General features: G+C 42.6%; 21 protein-coding genes. 14 read left to right on the forward strand and 7 right to left on the reverse strand.

Annotation, left to right across the window (positions count from 1 at the left end):
- Nucleotides 1–51: 51 nt before the first annotated feature.
- Nucleotides 52–666, reverse strand: coding sequence for a hypothetical protein (locus L884_RS0109465; RefSeq protein WP_028767274.1), 615 nt, complete (start codon nucleotides 664–666; stop codon nucleotides 52–54).
- Nucleotides 667–885: 219 nt separating this feature from the next.
- Between L884_RS0109465 and L884_RS0109470 the strand changes: the two genes are divergently transcribed.
- From L884_RS0109470 to lolE, 3 genes are all read left to right on the forward strand, one after another.
- Nucleotides 886–2109, forward strand: coding sequence for a lipoprotein-releasing ABC transporter permease subunit (locus L884_RS0109470; RefSeq protein ID WP_028767275.1), 1224 nt, complete (start codon nucleotides 886–888; stop codon nucleotides 2107–2109).
- A 63-nt stretch (nucleotides 2110–2172) separates the two neighbouring features.
- Nucleotides 2173–2901: a lipoprotein-releasing ABC transporter ATP-binding protein LolD gene (gene lolD, locus L884_RS0109475; RefSeq protein WP_156925676.1), complete on the forward strand. Its 729-nt coding sequence runs from the start codon at nucleotides 2173–2175 to the stop codon at nucleotides 2899–2901.
- Nucleotides 2898–4151: a lipoprotein-releasing ABC transporter permease subunit LolE gene (lolE, locus tag L884_RS0109480; RefSeq protein WP_028767277.1), complete on the forward strand. Its 1254-nt coding sequence runs from the start codon at nucleotides 2898–2900 to the stop codon at nucleotides 4149–4151. Before lolD ends, lolE begins: the two co-directional genes overlap by 4 nt.
- A gap of 77 nt (nucleotides 4152–4228) precedes the next feature.
- Here lolE and L884_RS0109485 read toward each other — a convergent pair whose 3' ends face one another.
- A complete protein-coding gene (locus L884_RS0109485; RefSeq protein ID WP_028767278.1) occupies nucleotides 4229–4609 on the reverse strand; it encodes a SpoIIAA family protein in 381 nt (126 codons plus the stop codon).
- A 244-nt stretch (nucleotides 4610–4853) separates the two neighbouring features.
- Between L884_RS0109485 and L884_RS0109490 the strand changes: the two genes are divergently transcribed.
- From L884_RS0109490 to L884_RS0109500, 3 genes are all read left to right on the forward strand, one after another.
- Complete coding sequence (locus tag L884_RS0109490; protein WP_028767279.1) at nucleotides 4854–5768, forward strand: M14 family metallopeptidase; 915 nt, start codon at nucleotides 4854–4856, stop codon at nucleotides 5766–5768.
- A 145-nt stretch (nucleotides 5769–5913) separates the two neighbouring features.
- Nucleotides 5914–6975: an alpha/beta hydrolase family protein gene (locus L884_RS0109495; protein WP_028767280.1), complete on the forward strand. Its 1062-nt coding sequence runs from the start codon at nucleotides 5914–5916 to the stop codon at nucleotides 6973–6975.
- Nucleotides 6976–7001: 26 nt separating this feature from the next.
- On the forward strand, nucleotides 7002–7265 hold the full coding sequence (locus L884_RS0109500; protein ID WP_028767281.1) for a hypothetical protein: 264 nt from the start codon (nucleotides 7002–7004) through the stop codon (nucleotides 7263–7265).
- An 8-nt stretch (nucleotides 7266–7273) separates the two neighbouring features.
- Here the strand turns inward: L884_RS0109500 and L884_RS0109505 are convergent, their stop codons facing one another.
- The 3 genes from L884_RS0109505 to L884_RS0109515 all read right to left on the reverse strand — a co-directional run bounded on the left by L884_RS0109505 (nucleotide 7274) and on the right by L884_RS0109515 (nucleotide 9335).
- A complete protein-coding gene (locus tag L884_RS0109505) occupies nucleotides 7274–7978 on the reverse strand; it encodes an SDR family NAD(P)-dependent oxidoreductase (RefSeq protein ID WP_028767282.1) in 705 nt (234 codons plus the stop codon).
- A 200-nt stretch (nucleotides 7979–8178) separates the two neighbouring features.
- Nucleotides 8179–8739 carry a VOC family protein gene (locus L884_RS0109510; RefSeq protein ID WP_028767283.1) on the reverse strand — a complete coding sequence of 187 codons (561 nt, stop codon included), beginning with the start codon at nucleotides 8737–8739 and terminating at the stop codon, nucleotides 8179–8181.
- 92 nt (nucleotides 8740–8831) lie between these two features.
- Nucleotides 8832–9335 (reverse strand): L,D-transpeptidase family protein, encoded by a 504-nt coding sequence (locus L884_RS0109515; RefSeq protein WP_028767284.1) that lies wholly within the window; start codon nucleotides 9333–9335, stop codon nucleotides 8832–8834.
- A 210-nt stretch (nucleotides 9336–9545) separates the two neighbouring features.
- Here L884_RS0109515 and L884_RS0109520 point away from each other — a divergent pair, with 210 nt between their 5' ends.
- Together L884_RS0109520 and L884_RS0109525 are read left to right on the forward strand one after the other, a co-directional pair.
- Complete coding sequence (locus L884_RS0109520; RefSeq protein ID WP_028767285.1) at nucleotides 9546–10379, forward strand: ion transporter; 834 nt, start codon at nucleotides 9546–9548, stop codon at nucleotides 10377–10379.
- A 59-nt stretch (nucleotides 10380–10438) separates the two neighbouring features.
- Entirely contained in the window at nucleotides 10439–11962 is a 1524-nt protein-coding gene (locus tag L884_RS0109525) for an MATE family efflux transporter (protein WP_028767286.1), read from the forward strand.
- A 39-nt stretch (nucleotides 11963–12001) separates the two neighbouring features.
- Here L884_RS0109525 and L884_RS0109530 read toward each other — a convergent pair whose 3' ends face one another.
- Nucleotides 12002–12232, reverse strand: coding sequence for a DUF2986 domain-containing protein (locus L884_RS0109530; protein ID WP_028767287.1), 231 nt, complete (start codon nucleotides 12230–12232; stop codon nucleotides 12002–12004).
- A 230-nt stretch (nucleotides 12233–12462) separates the two neighbouring features.
- On the opposite strand from L884_RS0109530, the gene yqfB reads away from it, so the two are divergent.
- From yqfB to L884_RS0109550, 4 genes are all read left to right on the forward strand, one after another.
- Entirely contained in the window at nucleotides 12463–12777 is a 315-nt protein-coding gene (gene yqfB / locus L884_RS0109535) for a N(4)-acetylcytidine aminohydrolase (RefSeq protein ID WP_028767288.1), read from the forward strand.
- A 190-nt stretch (nucleotides 12778–12967) separates the two neighbouring features.
- A complete protein-coding gene (locus L884_RS0109540) occupies nucleotides 12968–13585 on the forward strand; it encodes a TetR/AcrR family transcriptional regulator (RefSeq protein ID WP_028767289.1) in 618 nt (205 codons plus the stop codon).
- Nucleotides 13585–14910 carry an efflux RND transporter periplasmic adaptor subunit gene (locus tag L884_RS0109545; RefSeq protein ID WP_028767290.1) on the forward strand — a complete coding sequence of 442 codons (1326 nt, stop codon included), beginning with the start codon at nucleotides 13585–13587 and terminating at the stop codon, nucleotides 14908–14910. The genes L884_RS0109540 and L884_RS0109545 overlap by 1 nt, the downstream gene beginning before the upstream one ends.
- A complete protein-coding gene (locus tag L884_RS0109550; RefSeq protein ID WP_028767291.1) occupies nucleotides 14907–18017 on the forward strand; it encodes an efflux RND transporter permease subunit in 3111 nt (1036 codons plus the stop codon). Before L884_RS0109545 ends, L884_RS0109550 begins: the two co-directional genes overlap by 4 nt.
- A gap of 58 nt (nucleotides 18018–18075) precedes the next feature.
- On the opposite strand, the gene L884_RS23400 is transcribed toward L884_RS0109550, so the two are convergent.
- The gene (locus tag L884_RS23400) at nucleotides 18076–18567 is read right to left on the reverse strand and encodes a type II secretion system protein (RefSeq protein WP_028767292.1); all 492 of its coding nucleotides are present in this window, start codon (nucleotides 18565–18567) and stop codon (nucleotides 18076–18078) included.
- A 293-nt stretch (nucleotides 18568–18860) separates the two neighbouring features.
- Between L884_RS23400 and L884_RS0109560 the strand changes: the two genes are divergently transcribed.
- Both L884_RS0109560 and L884_RS0109570 read left to right on the forward strand, forming a co-directional pair.
- Nucleotides 18861–19277, forward strand: a complete 417-nt coding sequence (locus L884_RS0109560) for a hypothetical protein (RefSeq protein ID WP_028767293.1) — start codon at nucleotides 18861–18863, stop codon at nucleotides 19275–19277.
- A 419-nt stretch (nucleotides 19278–19696) separates the two neighbouring features.
- Nucleotides 19697–20266 (forward strand): hypothetical protein, encoded by a 570-nt coding sequence (locus tag L884_RS0109570; RefSeq protein WP_028767294.1) that lies wholly within the window; start codon nucleotides 19697–19699, stop codon nucleotides 20264–20266.
- Nucleotides 20267–20357: the final 91 nt, after the last annotated feature.

Raw genomic sequence — 20357 nt, forward strand, 5'->3', positions numbered from 1 at the left:
AAGTATTGTAGAGGCTTGTCTCCACTCATGCCAGTGAAAATTGGTTTTGTATTAGCGCGCTAACTGACGTAATTTTAGTTGTTTCTGTTGCAAGCTTAAGCTGGCTTTTACGAGTTGCTCAACATCGCTCTCTTGGATCACAGTAAAACTAAACTCACAGGCATAGTGTGCAACGGTATGATCGCTGTCATTGGGCGTTGAGATTAACTTGGATTGCGCTTGTTCTAACAGTCTGCAGCTTTGTACCTTTGCAATAGATAATAATGCAACCAGTTCCTCTTTTATGTGTAAGGTCGCTTTAAATTCAAGCCCAAGTTCAAATGGTTCGGTACTGACAATCGTAAAGCCACTGCCACCAAAGTGGGTTGCAGCATATTTATCGCCTTCATATTGTTCTTGTGCCATTACATGTTGCAGCACCATGTCGATTTTGCGTGACTGCAATTTGAGAAACTCCACCACGGTTTTGGCCTCATCATCGAGATGGCGAAGTTGCAACAAACAATCAGATTCCAGTGCTTTTACATCACTGATAAGTTGCAAGCCGCTTGGTAGCATGGCACTGAGTAATTCGGCAGATGGTGGCGAGTTAGTGCTATCCCAAGGACTCAAATAGACATCAAATGGATGATTAATACTAAAATAGGCGCTAGAGTCGGTTAACAAGGGAGTTGCCTCTTGTTTTTAGGGGGCTAATACCCCTATTATCGTGCGCATCTTTATGATTTAGCAAGACTCGAGGCAAAATGTCTTGGTTTGAATTAAGCGATTGCAGCAAGCCTGCACAAATTATCTATGCAGCGTCATAAGCCTCATTAACCCAAGGGCGTCGCGTTTTTTACTCGGTATGAGTTTGCTATCAGTCGATTTTATTTGGATTTATTAATGAATTTTTCATTATCGTTTTATATAGGTTACCGTTATTGGCGTGCGCGCAAAGCGAATGCGTTTGCCTCGTTTATTACTATCTTTGCGGTGTCAGGTATTTTGCTCGGGGTTGCTGCATTAATTGTGGTGAGTTCGGTGATGAATGGACTTGAAGGCCAATTAAAACAACGGATCTTAGGTGCTGTGCCGCAATTAACCGTACATTCTCAAACGCCCATCGAGAATTGGCAGCAGCAAGCGTTAAAGTTAACCGAGTTGCCGGGTGTCGTAGGAGCAACAGCAAGTGTTGCTACCCAAGCAATGCTGCAATCACCATCCAACATCGGTGCTGCGCAAGTGTACGGTGTTTATCCTGAGCAGGAAAAGGCGTTATTGAGTGCGACACGTAACGTTTACTCAGGTGATTTTGACGATTTAGAGTCTGGAAAATATCGCATTATTTTAGGCGCAGAATTAGCCAGAATGCTGGATGTCGCCCCCGGCGATAAAGTTCGTGTCTTAAGTGGTGATGGGGTGGTGTATACGCCACTTGGACCGGTTCCGAGCCAGCGCAAGTTCACTGTTGTCGGCGTTTTTGAGATGGGTTCACAAGTTGATGCAACATTGGCTTACGTACATCATGATGACGCTCAAAGGCTAATGCGGCAAACCGCGGGACAAGTTAAAGAGTTGCGCCTTTATTTTGATGATCCTTTTAATGCAGCAGCGATAGCGCCGCAGGTTATTAAACAATTTTCGCAAGCGGTTACCACAACCGATTGGCGTGATACTTATGGCCATCTGTTTGGCGCGGTAAAAATGGAAAAGAACATGATGTCGTTAATGCTCAGCCTTATTATCGCGGTTGCAGCGTTCAATATTGTATCGGCACTGGTCATGATGGTGGTGGATAAGACTACTGATGTAGCTGTATTGAAAACTCAAGGTTTAACGACTGCCAATGTGATGGGAATTTTCCTTATTCAAGGTTCATTAAATGCCATTATTGGTTTGTTGTCAGGTTTGGCTGTTGGTGTGTTGTTAACCCTTAACCTCAACAGTATTACTCACGCCCTTGGGATCTCTATTTTAGGAGCTGGGCAGAACTTGCCGGTGCAGTTGCAGTTCAGTCAATTGACTTGGATTGTTGTTGGAACATTGGCAATCACACTTATTGCCACGATTTACCCTGCAATACGTGCGGCTAATGTGCAACCGGCAACAGCATTGAGATACGAATAAGCTCAGTTTTGCATTGTGCTGATATAAATCAACCAAGATTAATCCTTAGGGATTAAGTTGATCATGATAAAAGATATGAATAGCGAGTTAATAATGAACCAAGAGTTATTGCTACATGTAAGCAAGGTGAGTAAGCGTTATCAAGAAGGTAGTGTCGATACCCAAGTTTTACACGATGTTGATCTACAAGTGTTTAAAGGTGAACAGCTTGCGATAGTAGGTAGCTCTGGTTCTGGCAAAAGTACCTTACTGCATATTATGGGGACACTGGATAGCCCTAGTAGCGGCAGTGTAACTATGTTAGGTGAAGATCTCTATAAGCTATCAAGCGCACGCCAAGCGCAGATCCGCAACGAGAACTTAGGTTTTATTTATCAGTTTCATCACTTGTTGCCTGAGTTTACCGCACTTGAAAACGTATCAATGCCGGCATTAATTCAAGGCCAAAGCCGTAAACAGGTGGAAGCTAAAGCGAGTGCGTTACTTCAGCGAGTAGGGCTAAGCCATAGGTTAAAACATACTCCAGCCGAAATGTCTGGTGGTGAGCGTCAGCGTGTGGCTATTGCCAGAGCCTTGATTAATGATCCTAAGTTAGTGCTGGCAGATGAGCCTACCGGTAATCTTGACGCTAAAAGCGGTGAGGCGGTGTATCAGTTAATTACTGAGCTTGCTGCGCAATTAGGCACAGCGTTTGTCGTGGTAACTCATGACCAAAAGTTAGCTGCACGTATGGACAGACAACTACACATGAAAGATGGCCGCTTGGTAACACAGCAGGAACTCACGGCATGAGAAGTTTGTTAGCGATGTGGGTGGGGTGGCGTTTTTATTTGGCGCGCCAATCTAACCGGTTTATCAATTTCATCTCATTTGCTTCAACAGCGGGTATTGCGCTGGGGGTTGCTGTTCTCATCGTGGTGTTATCGGCGATGAATGGCTTTGAAAAAGAGCTAGAACAACGTTTATTAGGCGTGGTATCCCATGGGGAGTTAATTGGTGTAAATGAGCCGATTCATGATTGGCAAAATATCGTCAATGATGCCAAGCAGATCCCAGGTATTGTAGGTGCCGCCCCTTTTGTGCGTATGCAAGGATTAGTACAAAAGGTAGGCGGTTTTCAAGGCTTAACAGTACTTGGTGTCGATATTGATCGCGAGGCGGACGTTTCCAACATAAAACAATTTATGTCAGAGCAGAGCTGGCAAAGCCTTGGTGAACACCAAACAAATAATATTGTGTTAGGCCGAGGGCTTGCCAAAAGCCTAGATCTTAAAGTCGGTCAGTCGCTGAGTTTATACATGCCGAATGTCAATGCTTCAACACAGCGTAAAATAGCCGCGGCTAAAAGCCATCGCTTTGTGGTGTCGGGAATTTTTGAACTTGGCGGTGAACTCGACACGAGCACAGCTTATATTCCGATGCAATATGCTGCGAAGACGCTTAACTTAGGCGAGAGTGTTTCTGGCGTGCGAATTAAGGTTGATGATGTATTTGCAGCGCCAAGGCTAATTAGAGATCTTGGTTATAGCCAGCAGCAATATGTCTATATTTCAGATTGGACCCGAACTCAAGGTCATCTCTATCAAGATATACAGCTTGTACGTATGGTGATGTACCTGGTGCTAGCGCTGGTGATCGCCGTAGCTTGCTTTAATATCGTATCGACCTTAGTCATGGCTGTACGTGATAAACAATCTGAGATTGCTATTTTATTGACGATGGGAATGAAAAAAGCCTCAGTAATGTTGATATTTGTCGTACAGGGAGCGTTTAACGGCATACTTGGTTGCGCAATCGGTGCTGCACTTGGGGTTAGCGTCGCGCTTAATTTAAGTGCTATTGCCAAAGGAATTGAATCAATATTGGGAATTCAATTGCTATCAGCGGATGTGTATTTTATTGATTTCTTACCATCGCAACTCAATGGCGGAGATGTGGTTACTGTAGTGTGCTTAGCCTTTATTATGAGTGTGATAGCAACCTTATATCCGGCATGGAAAGCGAGCCAAACATTGCCTGCTCGAGCGCTGGCTGGAAGGTAGTCGTTGCGATTTTGCTGTTAAAAAAACGCCAGCAGTCTCTGGCGTTTTATCATGTTAATTAGGGCGGTGTTACAAAACTACTCGTTTAACCACGCAAATGCATCAGTTTCATTGTCAAAAAACTTCATTTCACCCGCAACAAACCAGCGGCCAATTTTAGCAGCGGTTTCTTGCCAGCCTTTATTGCCATAAAGCGCAATTTTTACAAATTGATTGCCATGTTTTAGCCCAAGCTTAAAGTCATCCCAAGCAGCACTTAGCTCCCATCCCTCTAGCTCTGTTGCATCGAATAGCGCTTTGATTTTGGGCTGTTTTACCTCAGATAGCGCAGAGTCAATTACTGGTGTGATCGCTAGGTAATCGCTGTGGGATAACTTTCCTTTGGCTTTGAGAGTGAGAAAGAACTCATCTGCGACTCTTTCTATTCCAATGGAAAAACCATGTCGTAATGTATTCATATAAATCATCCTCGCAAATGAACAGTTGATTAATTTTCACCAGCGCAGCGGTGTTACTCAAGGCATTAATATGTCGAACCTTGTTGAGTAGCTATACGGATAATGGCATTGATATCAATGTATATCACGTTTATGCTCTCGAGTAATTTAACGCTGGAGTAAAAGGCGCTGAAAAAAGGTTAGCCTTTTACTGCATTAGGTATAGAAGAGCTGGGATATAAAACCAAGCCTAAAGGAATTAAAAATGGATCAGCAAGTGTATGCAATTGGCGTAAAAGGCCAGAAGTGGGGCGAAGCAGAAAAAGCTCAATGGTTGAATGGTCAGTCAGTTAAGCGCTCTTATCAAGATGAAGTACTGGTTAAGATACTAGCGTTAAAAGAGCGATTTGATCTAGAGCAGTATGGCGCGCTTTCATACGATGTAGATCGTTACCCTTTGTACGCGGTTAAATCAAAAAATTGGGATTTAACTAAGCCAACGATATTGGTGACGGGAGGTGTGCATGGCTATGAAACCAGTGGCGTACAAGGAGCTATCCGTTTTGCTGAAACTAAAGCTGCTGATTATGCCAAAGCGTTTAATATTCTGGTGGTGCCATGTATTAGCCCTTGGGGCTATGAAACCATCAACCGTTGGAATCCAAACGCTGTTGACCCAAATCGCTCTTTTTATGCAGATAGCCCAGCAGAAGAATCTGCCGCGTTAATCAAGCTATTAGCGGATTTGGGCGTAGAGATATTTGCTCATATTGACCTACATGAAACGACCGATACTGATAATAGTGAATTTAGACCTGCACTTGCCGCACGTGACGCAGTAGAGCATAGCAATTGGAATATACCAGATGGTTTTTATTTAGTGGGTGACACAATTAACCCGCAAGATGCGTTTCAAACCGCTATGATTGAAGCCGTTGCAAAGGTAACCCACATTGCACCAGCCGATGAAGATGGCAAGCTAATTGGCGTTGAACTAGCGCAATTTGGCGTAATCAATTATGCGACAAAAGCCTTAGGTTTATGTGCTGGCGTGACAGATGCGAAATATGTGACGACCACAGAAGTGTATCCAGATAGCCCGTTGGTGGATGATGAGAACTGTATTGTGGCGCAAGTTGCCGCGATTACAGGCGGCTTGGATCACCTATTGAGTTTGTAACCACAGCTTTAAAGTTTGATTTATACTCTAAGCCTCGTCAATTCAACGAGGCTTTTTTATAAGTAAGCGTGTTGCTATTAAGGGATGAATGCAGCAATGTTGGTTTCTCTAGGATGTAGTTTATGTAAACTTAAAAGGATTTTTAGTGAGCTTACTTTTATCGAGTACCTTTTTAACCTTCTCTTTATTCACTCTTTCTCTGTATAGCGCAGATACAACGAAGATAATTAATCATACCCAAGTTACCAAGGAGCAGGATTGCTTTCGCGATGAGTTTTCTGATTATGACTTGTGGATAGAGCACACGCGACAGAAATTTGAACGGGCATATGATACTGAAACAATAGTTAATAAGGCGACCAGCTTGTTTAAAGCACAACATTCGAGAGAAATGTTCGAAATTTATCAAAAACAATTAGAGTGTCGTACTTTTATCTATGATGTAGATGGCGTTCCGGTCGAAGGCTACGTGATAAAACCTAAGAATGTGACTCAGCCATTACCTGTCGTGATTTATAATAGAGGCGGAAATGGTAATTTTGGTGCTGTTCGGTTTATGAGCATGTTTAAAACTTTATTTCCGCTAGCAGAGCAGGGATTTGTCATTTTTGGTAGTCAATATCGTGGAACGTTGAACGAAAACACTAAATTGAGATATGGATTTCAGAGAGCTTTTTCAAATCAACATAAGGATGAGTTTGGCGGTAAAGATATACAGGATGTGACTCGTTTAATTGATTTTATCCCGAGTATTATTGGGGCTGATCCAAAACGCATTGGCTTGTTTGGTTGGAGCAGAGGCGGAATGCAAAATTATTTGGTATTAAGGCAGCTTGATAACGTTAAGGTTGTAGTAACCGTTGCCGGAAATACTGATTTGCTTAGTGGGTTAACTTTACGCCCTAACATGGAACGAGTTTATAAAAAACGAATTCCGAATTACAACAAAGATAAAATCGGTACCCTTGAAAGTCGCTCTGCAATTAAATGGGTCGAAAAATTACCGCAAGATGTGTCAATTTTATTAATGCATGGAAGCGCAGATAAACGAGTCGATGTTAGCCAGTCAATAGAGTTTGCCAAAAAACTGAAGTTGCATGGCATAAGTCACAAGTTAGTCATCTATGAAGATGATGATCATAGTCTTACGAAGAACAGAGCACAAGCAAACAAAGAGGTCGTTACTTGGTTTCAAAAGCATTTGTAGCATAGAGTAATTAAGGTTTTATAGATATGAAACTATTCAAACAATTTTGGTTTTGGTTCGGCTTGCTGCTTTGTCCAATATTGATGATCGCGAGCATATTTAATTTGGGGCGATTTATTGGCTACACATTAGTGAGTGAACAATCTTTTTTACAAGCAGTGCATAGCAGCAGTATAGGTATGGAACTAGTGATAACACTGAGCTTAGGTGTTTGCGCAACGTTTGAGTTTTTACGTTCACTGCGTCAGGCTAAAGTTAAGTTCGCAAAACTTGGGGCGCTCAGTCATTAGCAGTCTGCTTACCAAGGCAATATTGAGCCATCGTAACTATAAAATTTGCCTGTATCATTGGCGCTGGTATGACAGATAATGTTGTTTAAGCATTCTGCAACATACTCTGGCGAAAATAGTTTTCCCTCAGGAACATTTTGCTGAAATCGCTTTGATAAATTAGTGTCTGTGGTGCCGGGATGAAATGCCAACACACAGGTGTTTGATTGCTTAAATCGCCACTCTATACTGATGGTTTTCAGTGCCATATTGAGTGCCGCTTTTGAACTTCTGTAACTTACCCAGCCACCTAACCGATTATCTTCAATGCTGCCAATTTTGGCTGATATGGTAATGAAATGACTGCTAGATTTAGTTTTCAGATGATGAGCTAAATGCTTGGCTAACAGTAGGCTAGGAGTGACATTGATGGCGATGTTCTTATTGAAAAAATCGCTATCGAAGTCGTTAACGGTTTTTTCAGGGTTATGCTCACCATCATGGAGCATGCCAATCGCATTAATCAATAAGCGTAGCTTAGGTAGTTGTTGGGCAAGATCGGCAATATCGCTCTCTACGGTGACGTTTACTTTGAACCAAGTCAGTTTTGGGTGGTTAAGCGAGGGCTTTTGGGTACGGTAAGTCGCAAATACGTTTGCATCCTCGTATGCTAGATAATGTTGCACTAGCGCAAGGCCTATCCCTCCTGAACCGCCAACGATCAATACATTCACATTTATTTCCTTAATTTGCCGCGAACTTAATAAAAGCGTTGAACATCGCTGAGAACACACTGTTGTGTTGGTTATTACGTAAGGAGATGATGAGCAGATCAATAGCGTGCTGAAGGCAAGGGACCTGCTGATGGTGATATCAGCAAATACCAAGCCTTTAATTATACGCCTTGCTGGTGGGGGGAGTTTATAGACCTGGGTTATTCCGCTTCTGAGGCGATAACCGCTTTAATTCCATGGGAGTGAATTTTGATACAAAGACCATTTTTCTTAAACGCAATGGTCGGGTTCGCTAAACGCTCTTTATCCCCTTTTGGTGAGCTCATTTTTACTTTAACGTCGGTGTCACCGGCTAAAACAGGCGCAAGTTGTGGTGCTTTTTCAAGTAAAGCTTGTGCGAGCGTGTCACAGTCTGTTGCGCCGCAATCAAGTACTAATTCTATGTGCTCCCAACCTTCTTGAGGGTAGGTTTTCTCTCCAGGGTAAGGCAGTTCGACACACTCAATGGCGGTACTGCCCATCATCAAAGGTGTATCAAGCTCAATAATTAAAATAGGTCGACCGTTGATCATATTATCAGAAATAATATTACCCACTTTGGCGAATGCTTGGCGAAGCTGATCTGCGCTTTGATTACTGTTAACTCTCAGTGCAGTATGATCGCATTCAAGTTCAAGTGTATCCAGACCGAGTTGTTGGCTAAAAGCTTGAATGTTATTGCTGAAAGTTGACCAGCTACTGATTAAATCTTGGTATGTCATGTTGTTGCCTTAATGCTGCTTGAGCACAGAAGGAGTGATTAGTTTTATTTCAGGTGTAAATTTGCACTTGAGCTTGCCAATATGGAGCTTAACTATGGCCAGATCTCGATAGGTGTTCCAGCTTCGATAGCGAGCCAAAGCTCATCCATTTCGGCGTTAGTGACGGCAATACAGCCATCGGTCCAGTTATATTGTTGGGCTTCTTCTGGCGACAGGTTTGAGTTAGGGTTTTCGCCATGGATCATAATTTGTCCACCGGGGCTAATCCCTAGCGCTTTGGCACGTAGGCGATCTTCATCATTGGGATAGGAGATGTGAATTGCGCGATAATATGCGCTATCAGACTTTTTATAATCCAATATGTAGCGGCCTTCAGGAGTACGTTGATCGCCTTCGGTAAGTTTATGACCAATCGGATTATCACCCATCGCAATACGATATGTTTTAAGCGCTTTACCGCGGTTAAATACTGTCATACTTGATTCAGACTTATTAACAACGACTAAATCAACTTTACCAATAGCAAAAGCAGATGTGGCAAACAAACTACTGATAATGAGTAGAATAATACTGAGCGGCCAAGCGAAAAACCTCATGGAACTCCTTGTGCACCATAGCGCTAACAGAATAAAAAACCGCATTATCTTACCTTAAAAGCAGCGCTCTGTTGACGTTAAAGTTGAAGATTATTTTTGAGCTGCATACAGTTGCGTGTCACACTATTGATATCGTTTATTAAAAAGCGAGCTGAATTGATTCAGTTCAATCTCATCTTCACTTTTTGTACTTAAGGAATTGCTGTCATAATGGCAACAGATAAAGCGTCAGAAAGCCCGTTTAAATTAAAGTTGCGTCGGATTATATTTGGTACTGATACGCCAGCAGGTCGCTATTTTGATCTCGGTTTAATGCTATGTATTGTTATTAGCGTCACGCTGGTTTTTCTTGATACCGTGGCCCGAGTGCATGAGAAGTACGGCGATATTATCGTCATGCTCGAGTGGGGCTTTACCGTTATTTTTACCATAGAATATTTATTACGTTTGTATTGCTCAGCTAAGCCGCTTAGTTACGCAAAAAGCTTTTATGGCGTTGTTGATCTACTGTCGGTGCTACCTACGTATTTAGCTTTGTTGTTCCCGGGAGCTAATTTCACTATGGTGATTAGGATCTTGCGTCTGTTCAGGATCTTCCGTGTACTGAAACTGCTACGCTATTTAAGCGAAGGTAACTTGTTATTGCGAGCTATGCTGCAGTCGGGTCGCAAAGTGTTCATTTTCTTTTTTTCGGTCAGCTTGATTGTTGTGGTACTCAGTGCAGTAATGTATGTAGTAGAAGGGCCTGAAAATGGCTTTACCTCAATCCCGAAATCTATTTATTGGACCATAGTTACGATTACCACTGTTGGTTATGGTGATATTACTCCCGGTACTCCTTTGGGGCAGGCAATAGCGGCATTTACCATGTTATTGGGTTACTCGATTATTGCGATACCAACTGGTATTTTGACCGCAGAAATATCCCAAGAGATTGGTCGAACAAGGGATTTACGTCGCTGCAGCAACTGTTTGAAGGTTGGTCATGAAAATAATGCGCTGTATTGCGATCATTGTGGCAGTGAATTAGAGAGTGAGTTGTAAGTCAGTCACACGACTTAAATATATTTAGTTAAAGGACTAGCCGCAGGCTAAGAGGTGTTATGGCAGTAGCCAAATTTGTAGAAGGATCGATTTTACGTCACATATTAGTGATGAGCTCGACAGCCGCAATTGGGATATCAGCGCTGTTTGTGGTCGACTTATTAGATATCTTCTTTCTTAGTCTGTTAGGCGAGCAAGAGCTTGCTGCGGCAGTTGGCTATGCGGGAACAATCTCATTTTTTACCACGTCAATCGGTATTGGTTTATCCATCGCGCTTGGGGCACTGGTATCTCGCTCTATTGGCGCGAAAGAAACTGAAAAGGCTAAGCGTTTATTACTCAATAGCTTGGTAGTTACTTTACTTACAAGTGTATTAGTTGCACTTGTGGTTTATCTGTTTATTCCGCAGTTACTTACTTTAGTGGGCGCGAGCGGTAAAACTGCAGAGCTAGCTCAGGGGTATTTGCGCATACTTGTGCCATCACTACCGCTTATTTGCTTAGCTATGGCGCTTGGCAGTGCCTTAAGAGCCGTTGGTGATGCTAAGTTATCTATGATGTCCACCTTAATTGGTGGTGGTGTGAATGCGGTTTTTGACCCTATCTTTATTTTTATGTTTTCTATGGGGATAGAAGGTGCTGCAGTGGCTTCTGTCATGGCGCGTTTTGCGGTATTTGCTGTTGCAGGCAGAGGCGTGATGGTAAAACATAACTTGCTGGGGCGTTTTAATCTTGAGCACTTTTTTGAAGATTTAAAGCCTATTTTTGCCATAGCAGGGCCGGCCATGTTAACCAATGTTGCCACGCCGATAGGTAACGCGGTAGTGACAAGGGCTATCGCAGATTTTGGTGATAGCTATGTTGCAGGTTGGGCGGTTCTGGGACGTTTGATCCCTGTGTCTTTTGGTATGATCTTTGCGCTATCTGGCGCAATAGGCCCGATTGTGGGGCAAAATTACGGCGCTCTTGAATTTGCTCGAGTCAGAGAGTCGCTTACACGGGCTATTCAATTCTGTGCTGTTTACGTACTTAGCGTATCCTTATTGCTATTTTTAACAAGAAATCAGGTTGTTAGTGTATTTGATATGCAAGGAGAAGCGGCTGAACTTATTGTTTTCTTCTGCAGTTATATCGCCGTGTTTTTTGTATTCTCTGGTATTTTATTTGTTGCTAACGCTTCCTTTAATAACTTAGGTAAAGCTAAATATTCCACTATGTTTAATGTGGGCAAGGCAACGATAGGTACCATCCCATTTGTTTACTTTGGTGCTCAATGGGGTGGAGTATATGGCGTGCTTGTAGGCCAAGCCATAGGCTCTATTCTATTTGGTGTGTTAGGCGTATTTGTTGCGTACCGTTTGGTTGATAAAGTTCAAGACATGAGCATTGCAAGCCAGAGTGTTGCTCCTGTGGTAGAGCAAGAGAAGAGTGAGTTTGATGAAGAGCTGAGTTTAAGTAGTCAAAGCCCGTTATCTTCATCTTGCGCCAATATGGCTATTGGCAACGAAGAGCAAGATTGTGTGGTGGCGAATGAAGTTGCTGAGCTTATTGGCGCTAAAGAGGACAAAGGGCCTGCCAAGTAAGCTCATTGAAGATCATTTGCGTTAATTTAACGCAAATGATTAGCTTGCAGGTGTTGCTTCTTGCTCACTAGTTGCGTCAGCAACTGTCTCAGTCGTTGATTCAAGTGCCCCTTCAGCAGCTTGCGCTGCAGCTTCAGCCTCAAGCTTGGCTTGCTGCTCAGCTCGCTCTGCTTTAGACACATATTTTTTGATCGTAGGCGGAGTGTGCTTGTTTAGGCGAGCCTTGGCACGTTTAGCCGTCTTTTTGATCATTTTCTGTTTTCTGTTCATGAGTTATCTACGATATGCCTATTAATAATGTCCTATTGTACGATAAATAGCAGCAGATTGTGTGCCAAGCTAGAAATCGGTTGCGGATTTTACCTTAATCACAGTGTAATACCAATCAGTATAACGACTAATGTGGCAGTGGCTTAGCAAAAGCTGCTATACCAAACTTATCGATCACTTTACACTATGGCAAAGCATCAATTGTGGTGCCCCTTTGAGTTTATTGCAGTATGAATCCAGCAAACAGTATTACTTTTTTTAGCCGTTTTGAGGCTGATATTTTAGCGGGTAAGAAAACCATCACTTTACGTGATGAATCTGAGTCTTACTATCAAGCAGGACAACGGGTTAGCGTCTCAAATCTAGAAGATGGCCGCTGCTATGGCGAACTTGATATCTTATCGGTAAGTAAGGTGGCCTATGACGATTTAAACGAAAGTCATGCGCAACAAGAGAATATGAGCCTGTCTGAACTTAAAACACTCATTAGACAGATTTATCCAGGCATCGAGGCGCTGTATTTGATCCACTTTAAGTTAGCCTAATTAAAGTTAAATGGGTTTAACTCGCTTTAAACTCATTTAGTTCAACTTGTTAGTCGCTATTTTCTGATTAAATTATCTGAGTGTGCGGTTATTCAAAACTCTGGTTTTTGAATAACGATATTTCATGCAATATACCAAAGCAGACAGTAGACTTATGTTATTCAACTGAATAATGCGGTCAATGTCGCTAATGGTAACAAACTCCCCTCAAAAAACAGGGCAAGATAATGTCCGTGCGAGGCTTATTCGCGCAGCATATACCTGTTTTATTGCAGCTGATTACGACAAAGTCAGTATTCGGCAAATCGCCGAATCTGCTGGGGTGAACATGGCGATGATCCGTTATTACTTCGGTAATAAATTGGGGTTATTTGAGGCGATGGTTACCGAGTACATCCAGCCTATTCATAGCCGTGCTAAAGCATTGCAGAAATCCCATGATAAGCCAACGGTCGCAGATATTGTGGCTGAGTTTTATCAAACAATGATCCCCAATCCAGAATTTCCCCGTTTTTTATTTCAATTGATGAGTTCAGAGCATTCTGTTGCAGCGAAAGGAGTGATCTACAAATTGTTTCAACCAATCGCTGAACTAACGCCTATGCCGCAGCAATTATTAGAAGGATGGGGCGTGCTTGATCCGCAGCTGCTGAAGATGTCGCTGTTGAGCTTAATGATTTTTCCCTTTGTCATGCCAACTCCAATGGCAAAATTACATGGTTATCAACTTAATGAAGAATTCTATCAACAATTGGCCAAACACAATATTGCTCTCCTTGAACATGGTATGTCAGGAGGCAAGCGCTAATGTCTAGTTATAAGGGTAAGCGTTGGTATTTTTTCCCAGCATTGGCAGTTGGTATTCTTGTGTTGGTGTTAGTGGTTAAATTACGCAGCCATCCACCGCTTGAGCTGCAGTCAGAACCAAGTAAATTAGTAGAAGTGACTTCGCTTAAGCAAGTGCCAGTCATTGCCCAAATAGATGCTTTTGGTCGGGTTAGCCCTAAAATTCAATGGCAGTTGTTACCTGAAGTTGGTGGCCGGGTTGTGTATAAGCACCCAGATTTGGCCGTGGGAAAGATCCTACCGAAAGACACCTTATTGCTTGCTATCGATCCACTCGATTATCAAATTCGTTTAGCGCAAGCCCAAGCTGATCGTAAGGCATTGGAGGGGCAGTTGGCCGGTAAGGAACTGCAACTAAAGAATTTACAATTATCAATTCAGATTGAAACGGATCGCTATCAGTTAGTGAAATCAGACTTGAAGCGCAAAGAGACGTTACGCAAGCAGAACCTCATTTCGCAGTCTGAGCTTGATGGAGAAAAGCAGAACCTGTTGGCACAACAGCAAAAACTGCAGGAGTTAGATAATAGTCTTAATTTGATGCCAAATGAGACTGATATTCTCAAGGCTCAGTTACAACAAGCGATTGCCCGTGAAGAGGAAGCGAAAAGTCAGTTGGCAAAAACAGAAATTCGCCAACCATTTGAGGGGCGGGTTGCTGAAGTTAACGTTGAAAACAATCAAGTGGTATCACCGCAGCAAGTGCTTGCTCGCATCAATGGTATTGAGATGATGGAAGTTGAGGCTCAGGTATCCCTCGCTGATGTGATGACCTTGATGAAAACGGTAAACCAACCAAAAGCTGAAATTGGTCAACTACCTCGAGCTGAAGCATTAGGTTTGACTGCAGAGATCACGCTCAAAGGCGCGACATACGCGTTTAGCTGGCCTGCTGCTATTAATCGTATTGGTGAAACGGTTGACCCAACGCTTGCCACGGTAAGTGTGGTGTTGCAGGTTGAGCAAGAATATCGTGAGCTAAAAATTGGTCAATCGCCGCCGCTGGTAAACGGTATGTTTGTGAGCGCTAGAATCAAAGGCGGCGAGCGTAACTACTGGATGGTGCCTGAACGTGCATTACATGGCGATAAGCTCTATATCATGAACCATGACAATCGCTTGCAGCTTGTTGATGTTCAAGTTTTATTCCGCCAAGAAGGCCAAGCGGCAGTCGATGGTGAATTAGTTGAAGGTATGCAGTTAGTACTTACTGATCTTATTCCTGCGGTGAACGGTATGGCGCTGCGAACTCAAACCTCTGATCCAAAAGAGGGGATGCAGCCGTGATAGGTTTTTTTGTTCGTCATCCAACAGCCACCACACTGTTGATGTTAGCGTTTATCGTATTGGGTATTAAGGCGTTACCCGAACTGAAACGCGAAACCTTTCCTGAGTTTTCAAAAAATTACATTAGTGCTCAAGTTGTACTGCCGGGGGCATCGCCACAAGATGTTGAAGAAAACCTCTGTCTAAGAATGGAAGATGCCGTTGATAGTCTAGGTAGCATTAGTGAGACTAAGTGTGACGCGTTAGAAGGTGTGGCGCGTATGACGCTTAAGCTTGAAGACAATGCCGATCTTGGTCGTAGCCTTGTTGATGTGCAAACCAAAATTTCGGCGATTAAAGATTTTCCTGCTGAGATTGAGCCGCCTATTGTTGAGGAGCTTGATTTTAACGAGCGCATTATCGATATCGCGGTCACAGCTTCAACCAGCAAACCTGAGTTGAAAGCCTATGCAGAAGATTTAAAGCGACGCTTGAAACTTGATACCAGTATTAGTCAGGTTGATATCGCGGGTTTTTCGCAACATCAATTATTGGTTGAAGTATCCCTTGGTGCGATTAAGCGTTTAGGGATGAGCGTTGCCGATGTTGCTAAGCAAATCGAGCAGCAAAATGTGCAGCTACCCAGTGGTACAGTCGAGACCGCAGCAAAAAATATCTTAATCCGTTTTGATCAACGTGAAGTTGAGCCTGAGCGGCTCGGCAACATCGTCATTCGTTCAAATGCTCAAGGCGGTTTAGTGCGTTTACGTGATATTGCCACTATTACTGACCGATTTGAATTAGATGAAGAAAGCATCCGTTTTGATGGCGAGCAAGCAGCTATTCTAACGGTATTTAAGAATAAATCTCAGGACTCTCTGCGTCTTAAAGAAGAAGTTATTGGCTTTTTAGAAGCAGAAAAACTACGTACACCGAATGGGATTAACATTAGCACTTCAAATGATCTCAGCTCACTATTGTGGGATCGGCTAACTATGCTGATTAAAAATGGCTGGCAAGGTGTGGTGTTAGTATTTTTATGTATGTGGTTGTTTTTTAGTTTGCGCTATTCATTTTGGGTTGCAATGGGTCTACCTGTGGCCTTTATGGGGAGCTTGTTCTTTATGGCGCAGGTTGGCCTCACCATTAATATTATGACATTGGTGGCGTTTTTAATGGCTATCGGCATCATGATGGATGATGCGATCGTGATTGCGGAGTCTATTGCGGCGCATATTGAGCGAGGTATGAACAAAGCCGATGCGGTGATCCAAGGGGTAAAACGGGTATTGCCCGGAGTGGTGTCCTCATTTCTAACAACGGTATTTATCTTCTCTAGTATCGCTTTTATGGAAGGCGATATGGGCAAGGTGCTCAGAGTGATCCCACAAACTTTGCTGCTTATTTTAACCGTGAGCTTAGTTGAAGCGTTTTTAATTCTACCGAATCACTTGGCTCACGCGGCAAAAGGTAAAGATCGTCAAACCAGTCGCTTTAAACAAAAGTTTAATCAAAAGTTTGAGCACTTTAGAACCGTACAGTTAGTGGCAGCGGTTGAGTGGGTTATTAACTGGCGCTATGTGTTTATGGGTAGTGTCATTAGTTTGCTGTTAGTGTCGGTGTCATTGGCTGCTGGTGGGGTTGTTAAATTCGTCGGTTTTCCTGAATTAGACGGTGATGTCGCCGAAGCACGTATTATTTTGCCGCCGGGCTCAACGCTTGAGCAAACTGAGCAAGTGGTTAATCGGGTTGTCAATGTTGCGAAAGCACTAGATGAAAAATACAGCCAGAAAGAGGATAACCAGAGACTGATCCAACATATCACCGAACGCTTTAATTTTAATGCCGACGCCGGAGAGAGTGGCGCGCATGTCGCAACCGTTAAGATAGATCTATTAAGTGCTGAGATCCGCCATACGTTAATCAACACCTTTATCCGTGAATGGCAGCAAGGTGTGGGTGAAATGGTTGACCCAATTGCAATTGTTTATAAGCAAGGCGCGATGGGACCTGCTGGACGAGCGATTGAAATTCGGGTTCGTGGCGATAATCTCGATGAACTCAAAGCCGCTTCTATCGAAGTGCAGCAATATTTGCAGGGCTTTAATGGCGTTTCGGGTGTGATGGATAGTATGCGACCAGGCAAAGCTGAAATTTTAATGACGTTAAAGCCGGGAGCCGAAGCATTTGGTGTCAATGGGATGATGCTCGCGAGCCAGTTACGTGGCGCGTATTTCCATCAAACAGCTGACACAATTCAAGTTGGGCCAGAAAGCATTCAGATTGATGTACAGCTAGATAAAGCAGATGCGGCAAAGCTTGAGAATTTAGCCAACTTTCCTATCACCATAGGTAGTGCTGGAGAGCAAGTACCGTTATCAGCGGTGGCTGATTTTAAATGGCAACGTAACTATGTGAAGATCTCTCGTCTTGACGGCATGCGCTTTGTCACCATAACCGGTGAAGTGGACACTCACTTAGCCAATGCGAGTGAAATTAATAAGGCGTTTAGGGATGAGCTTTTACCTGAGCTTAAAGAACGTTACCCAGGGATCAGAGTTAGTTATGAGGGAGAAGTCAAAGAGAGCGCAACGACACAAAATTCAATGGCGAGTGGCTTTATTGTTGGCTTGTTAGCGGTATTTGCTATTTTAAGTTTGCAGTTTAAAAGTTATATCGAGCCGTTGGTCGTGATGGCGGTGATCCCACTTGGCTTAATCGGTGTGCTTTGGGGGCATTTATTATTGGGCTACTCAATGAGTATGCCGTCAATATTGGGTTTTGTTGCACTGGCAGGGGTTGTAGTGAATGACTCGATTTTGTTGGTGCAATATATTCGCTACCACGTGGAAGAGGGGCAGTCTGTACATGATGCGGTAGTGAGTGCTAGCAGAGAACGCTTTAGAGCAGTGTTTATTACTTCGTTGACAACGGCGGCTGGCATGTTACCGCTGTTACTTGAAACCAGCATTCAAGCGCAGGTATTGCAACCATTGGTGGTATCTATGGTGTTTGGTATTTTTGCATCTACCGCGCTAGTACTGTTTATGGTTCCAGCTTGCTATGCGATTTTAGAAGATTTTGGCAAGGTGAGCTTTAGTAATAAAGACAAGCAGATACAAGCTTAATTGCTTGTAGCCATTATAAGAAAAGGCGCTACTCGATAACGGGCAGCGCCTTTTAAATTTAGCAATCGTCACTGACAAGCTCATATCTTACACTGCCACCAGGAGTGTCGGGATAATAAACAGATAAAAAGCACTGGTTGCCTGCTGCGGCTGGAGAGTCAGCAAACTCGATAACAAAGTAGGGCAGTCCTGTTTGTGCGCCACCATAGTGCTTTCGCAGTATTAGCTCTGGGCCAAAACCTGCTAGCTCATTGGCAGCAACGACATATTTAATTAAACCGTAATAGCCAAATAGGTCATTAACGCCATCATTATTTAAGTCAATATTACGGGTTTGGCTAGCATCGACAGTTTCTTCACCTTGAATAACGGCTTTGGCATAGACGAGTTTGTTGGCGCTATCTAGAGCGGCTTTGCCGCCTGAAAGTGCAGCGAGCTTGGCATCTTTTTGCAGGTTAATAAATTTCGGCGCAGCAACCACACTCAGAACCCCTAAAATAATAATCACTACAACGAGTTCGATTAAGGTAAATCCTGCGTACTTCTGCATTCCTTTTGCACTCCTGTGATACACGCTTTGGAAATATGTTGCCTTTTGGCTTGTGCGCAAAGTAACAAATTTAAATGGGTGAGTAAATGTTGCTATTTTACTGATTTTTTAAATTGTGATGTTGAGTGTTTGGTTAATATTGTTGAGCGTTAATGTGTGGTATTGCATGCGTTAGCGCTATTTATCGATAAAATCAAGAGTGGTTAAATTGATTTAAGTTGTTGATAAATTTGGGCTAAATTATAATTAAGATTTGGTTTTTAAGGTCAGTATGGCCTTACGTCTAGAGAGTTATGGATAAAGTCGTGAACTTACGTTGGAAAAAGCTAATTGTATTAGTGATTTGGCTATTTTTGAGTTTTACGCTGGTTGCTAATGCAGGTGATGGGGCGATATATGGTGCGCTTATGCCTGCCGGCCCGTCATTTATGGCTGGTGATTATATTAGCCATGGTTTTTGGTCAAATGATGTTGAGCTATATATGCAGCTCTTTTGGTTAGCTGGTTTAGTCACATTTATATTAAACCGAGCATATATCGTGAGTTACCTCGTAGCATTAATACTTGGGCAGATGGTTTTTATCGCAGTAGTTAATGATCAATTGTTAACTTATACAGGCTACGCACTGCTACTACCTGTCGAACTTGGTTTTGTGGTTTTCTCCGTGTTGTGGCTAAAAGATCGAACTGTAGAATGCAATGTTGAATGAAGCTGGTTTAACTACGCTGATTGCTAAATCAGCGTCATTTGCTCCTTTGTTACACTCTCCGCGTGTCGAGACAATATTAGTTGAACATTTGTATAAGTTATTTTACTAATCAAAGTTTTCGGTAAGTTATTTTAAAATAACGATCACTAGATCTGCTCGGTTCTGAATGCTCATTCAAGCAATACCTGAAGCTGCACTTGATTAGTTAAGATTTTGATTTGTAGATCTAACTCATGACGGTGAGCTTGATTAGATGGTGCCAATTTTGAAGTAACCTTGTAACGCTAAGGCTTGAATAGCGTTTTTTGATCAACATAGTTTAACAATGTGCCCTTGCTTGTAGGTCTCGCTAAGGTAGGCTTTGACGGCTACACGCAAAAACAAAACCTAACACTTGCAAGTAATGAAGGACTATTGTTATGAAAGTATTTTGTTTTATTTTTATCTATATTTTATTGATCACATCCGCATTAGCGAACCCTATCTCTCCAGTTAATAAATATTCTGAGATGCAAACATTTGGTAGTGTCATTGTTCAGTGTCCAATTGAAAAAACATGGAAGACGGTTGGCAATATAAAAGGCTGGTTTGAATCTGTATTAGGTGACTTTTTGGTCAGTATTAAAATAAATGGAGGAGAAAGAGAGCTAGAAACGACGGTTAGCTACGATGTTGAAACAGGAGTTAGAGAGGAAAATGCAAGCGGTCATAGTGAAGAGCGACTGATTGAGCTTTCTGATTATAATTATCAGCTGGTGACTACATTTAATCATTCGACTTTACCTCTGATGCCATGGACAACGACAGTCACATTGGAAAAAGTTACCTTCATAGATAATCCTGTTGATTACACGCTTATTAAATTTTCTCAGTCAGGGAGTATAAATGTTCCTCCGAGTAGCAAGGAGGCAACAAAAGCCAAAATACAAAAACTGTTTGATACTGTTTTTGCTCCATCATTAAAAGAGAAATTTGATGGCTGCTCTTAGTGCATTAAGTACAGTTAACGCCTTTTAAGTGGCTTATGCTGAGTCAACTTAAATAGCGGATGAAAACAGAGTAAGTATCTTCGTTTCAAAG

Source organism: Shewanella fidelis ATCC BAA-318 (genome assembly GCF_000518605.1).
GTDB classification, from domain to species: Bacteria; Pseudomonadota; Gammaproteobacteria; order Enterobacterales; family Shewanellaceae; genus Shewanella; species Shewanella fidelis.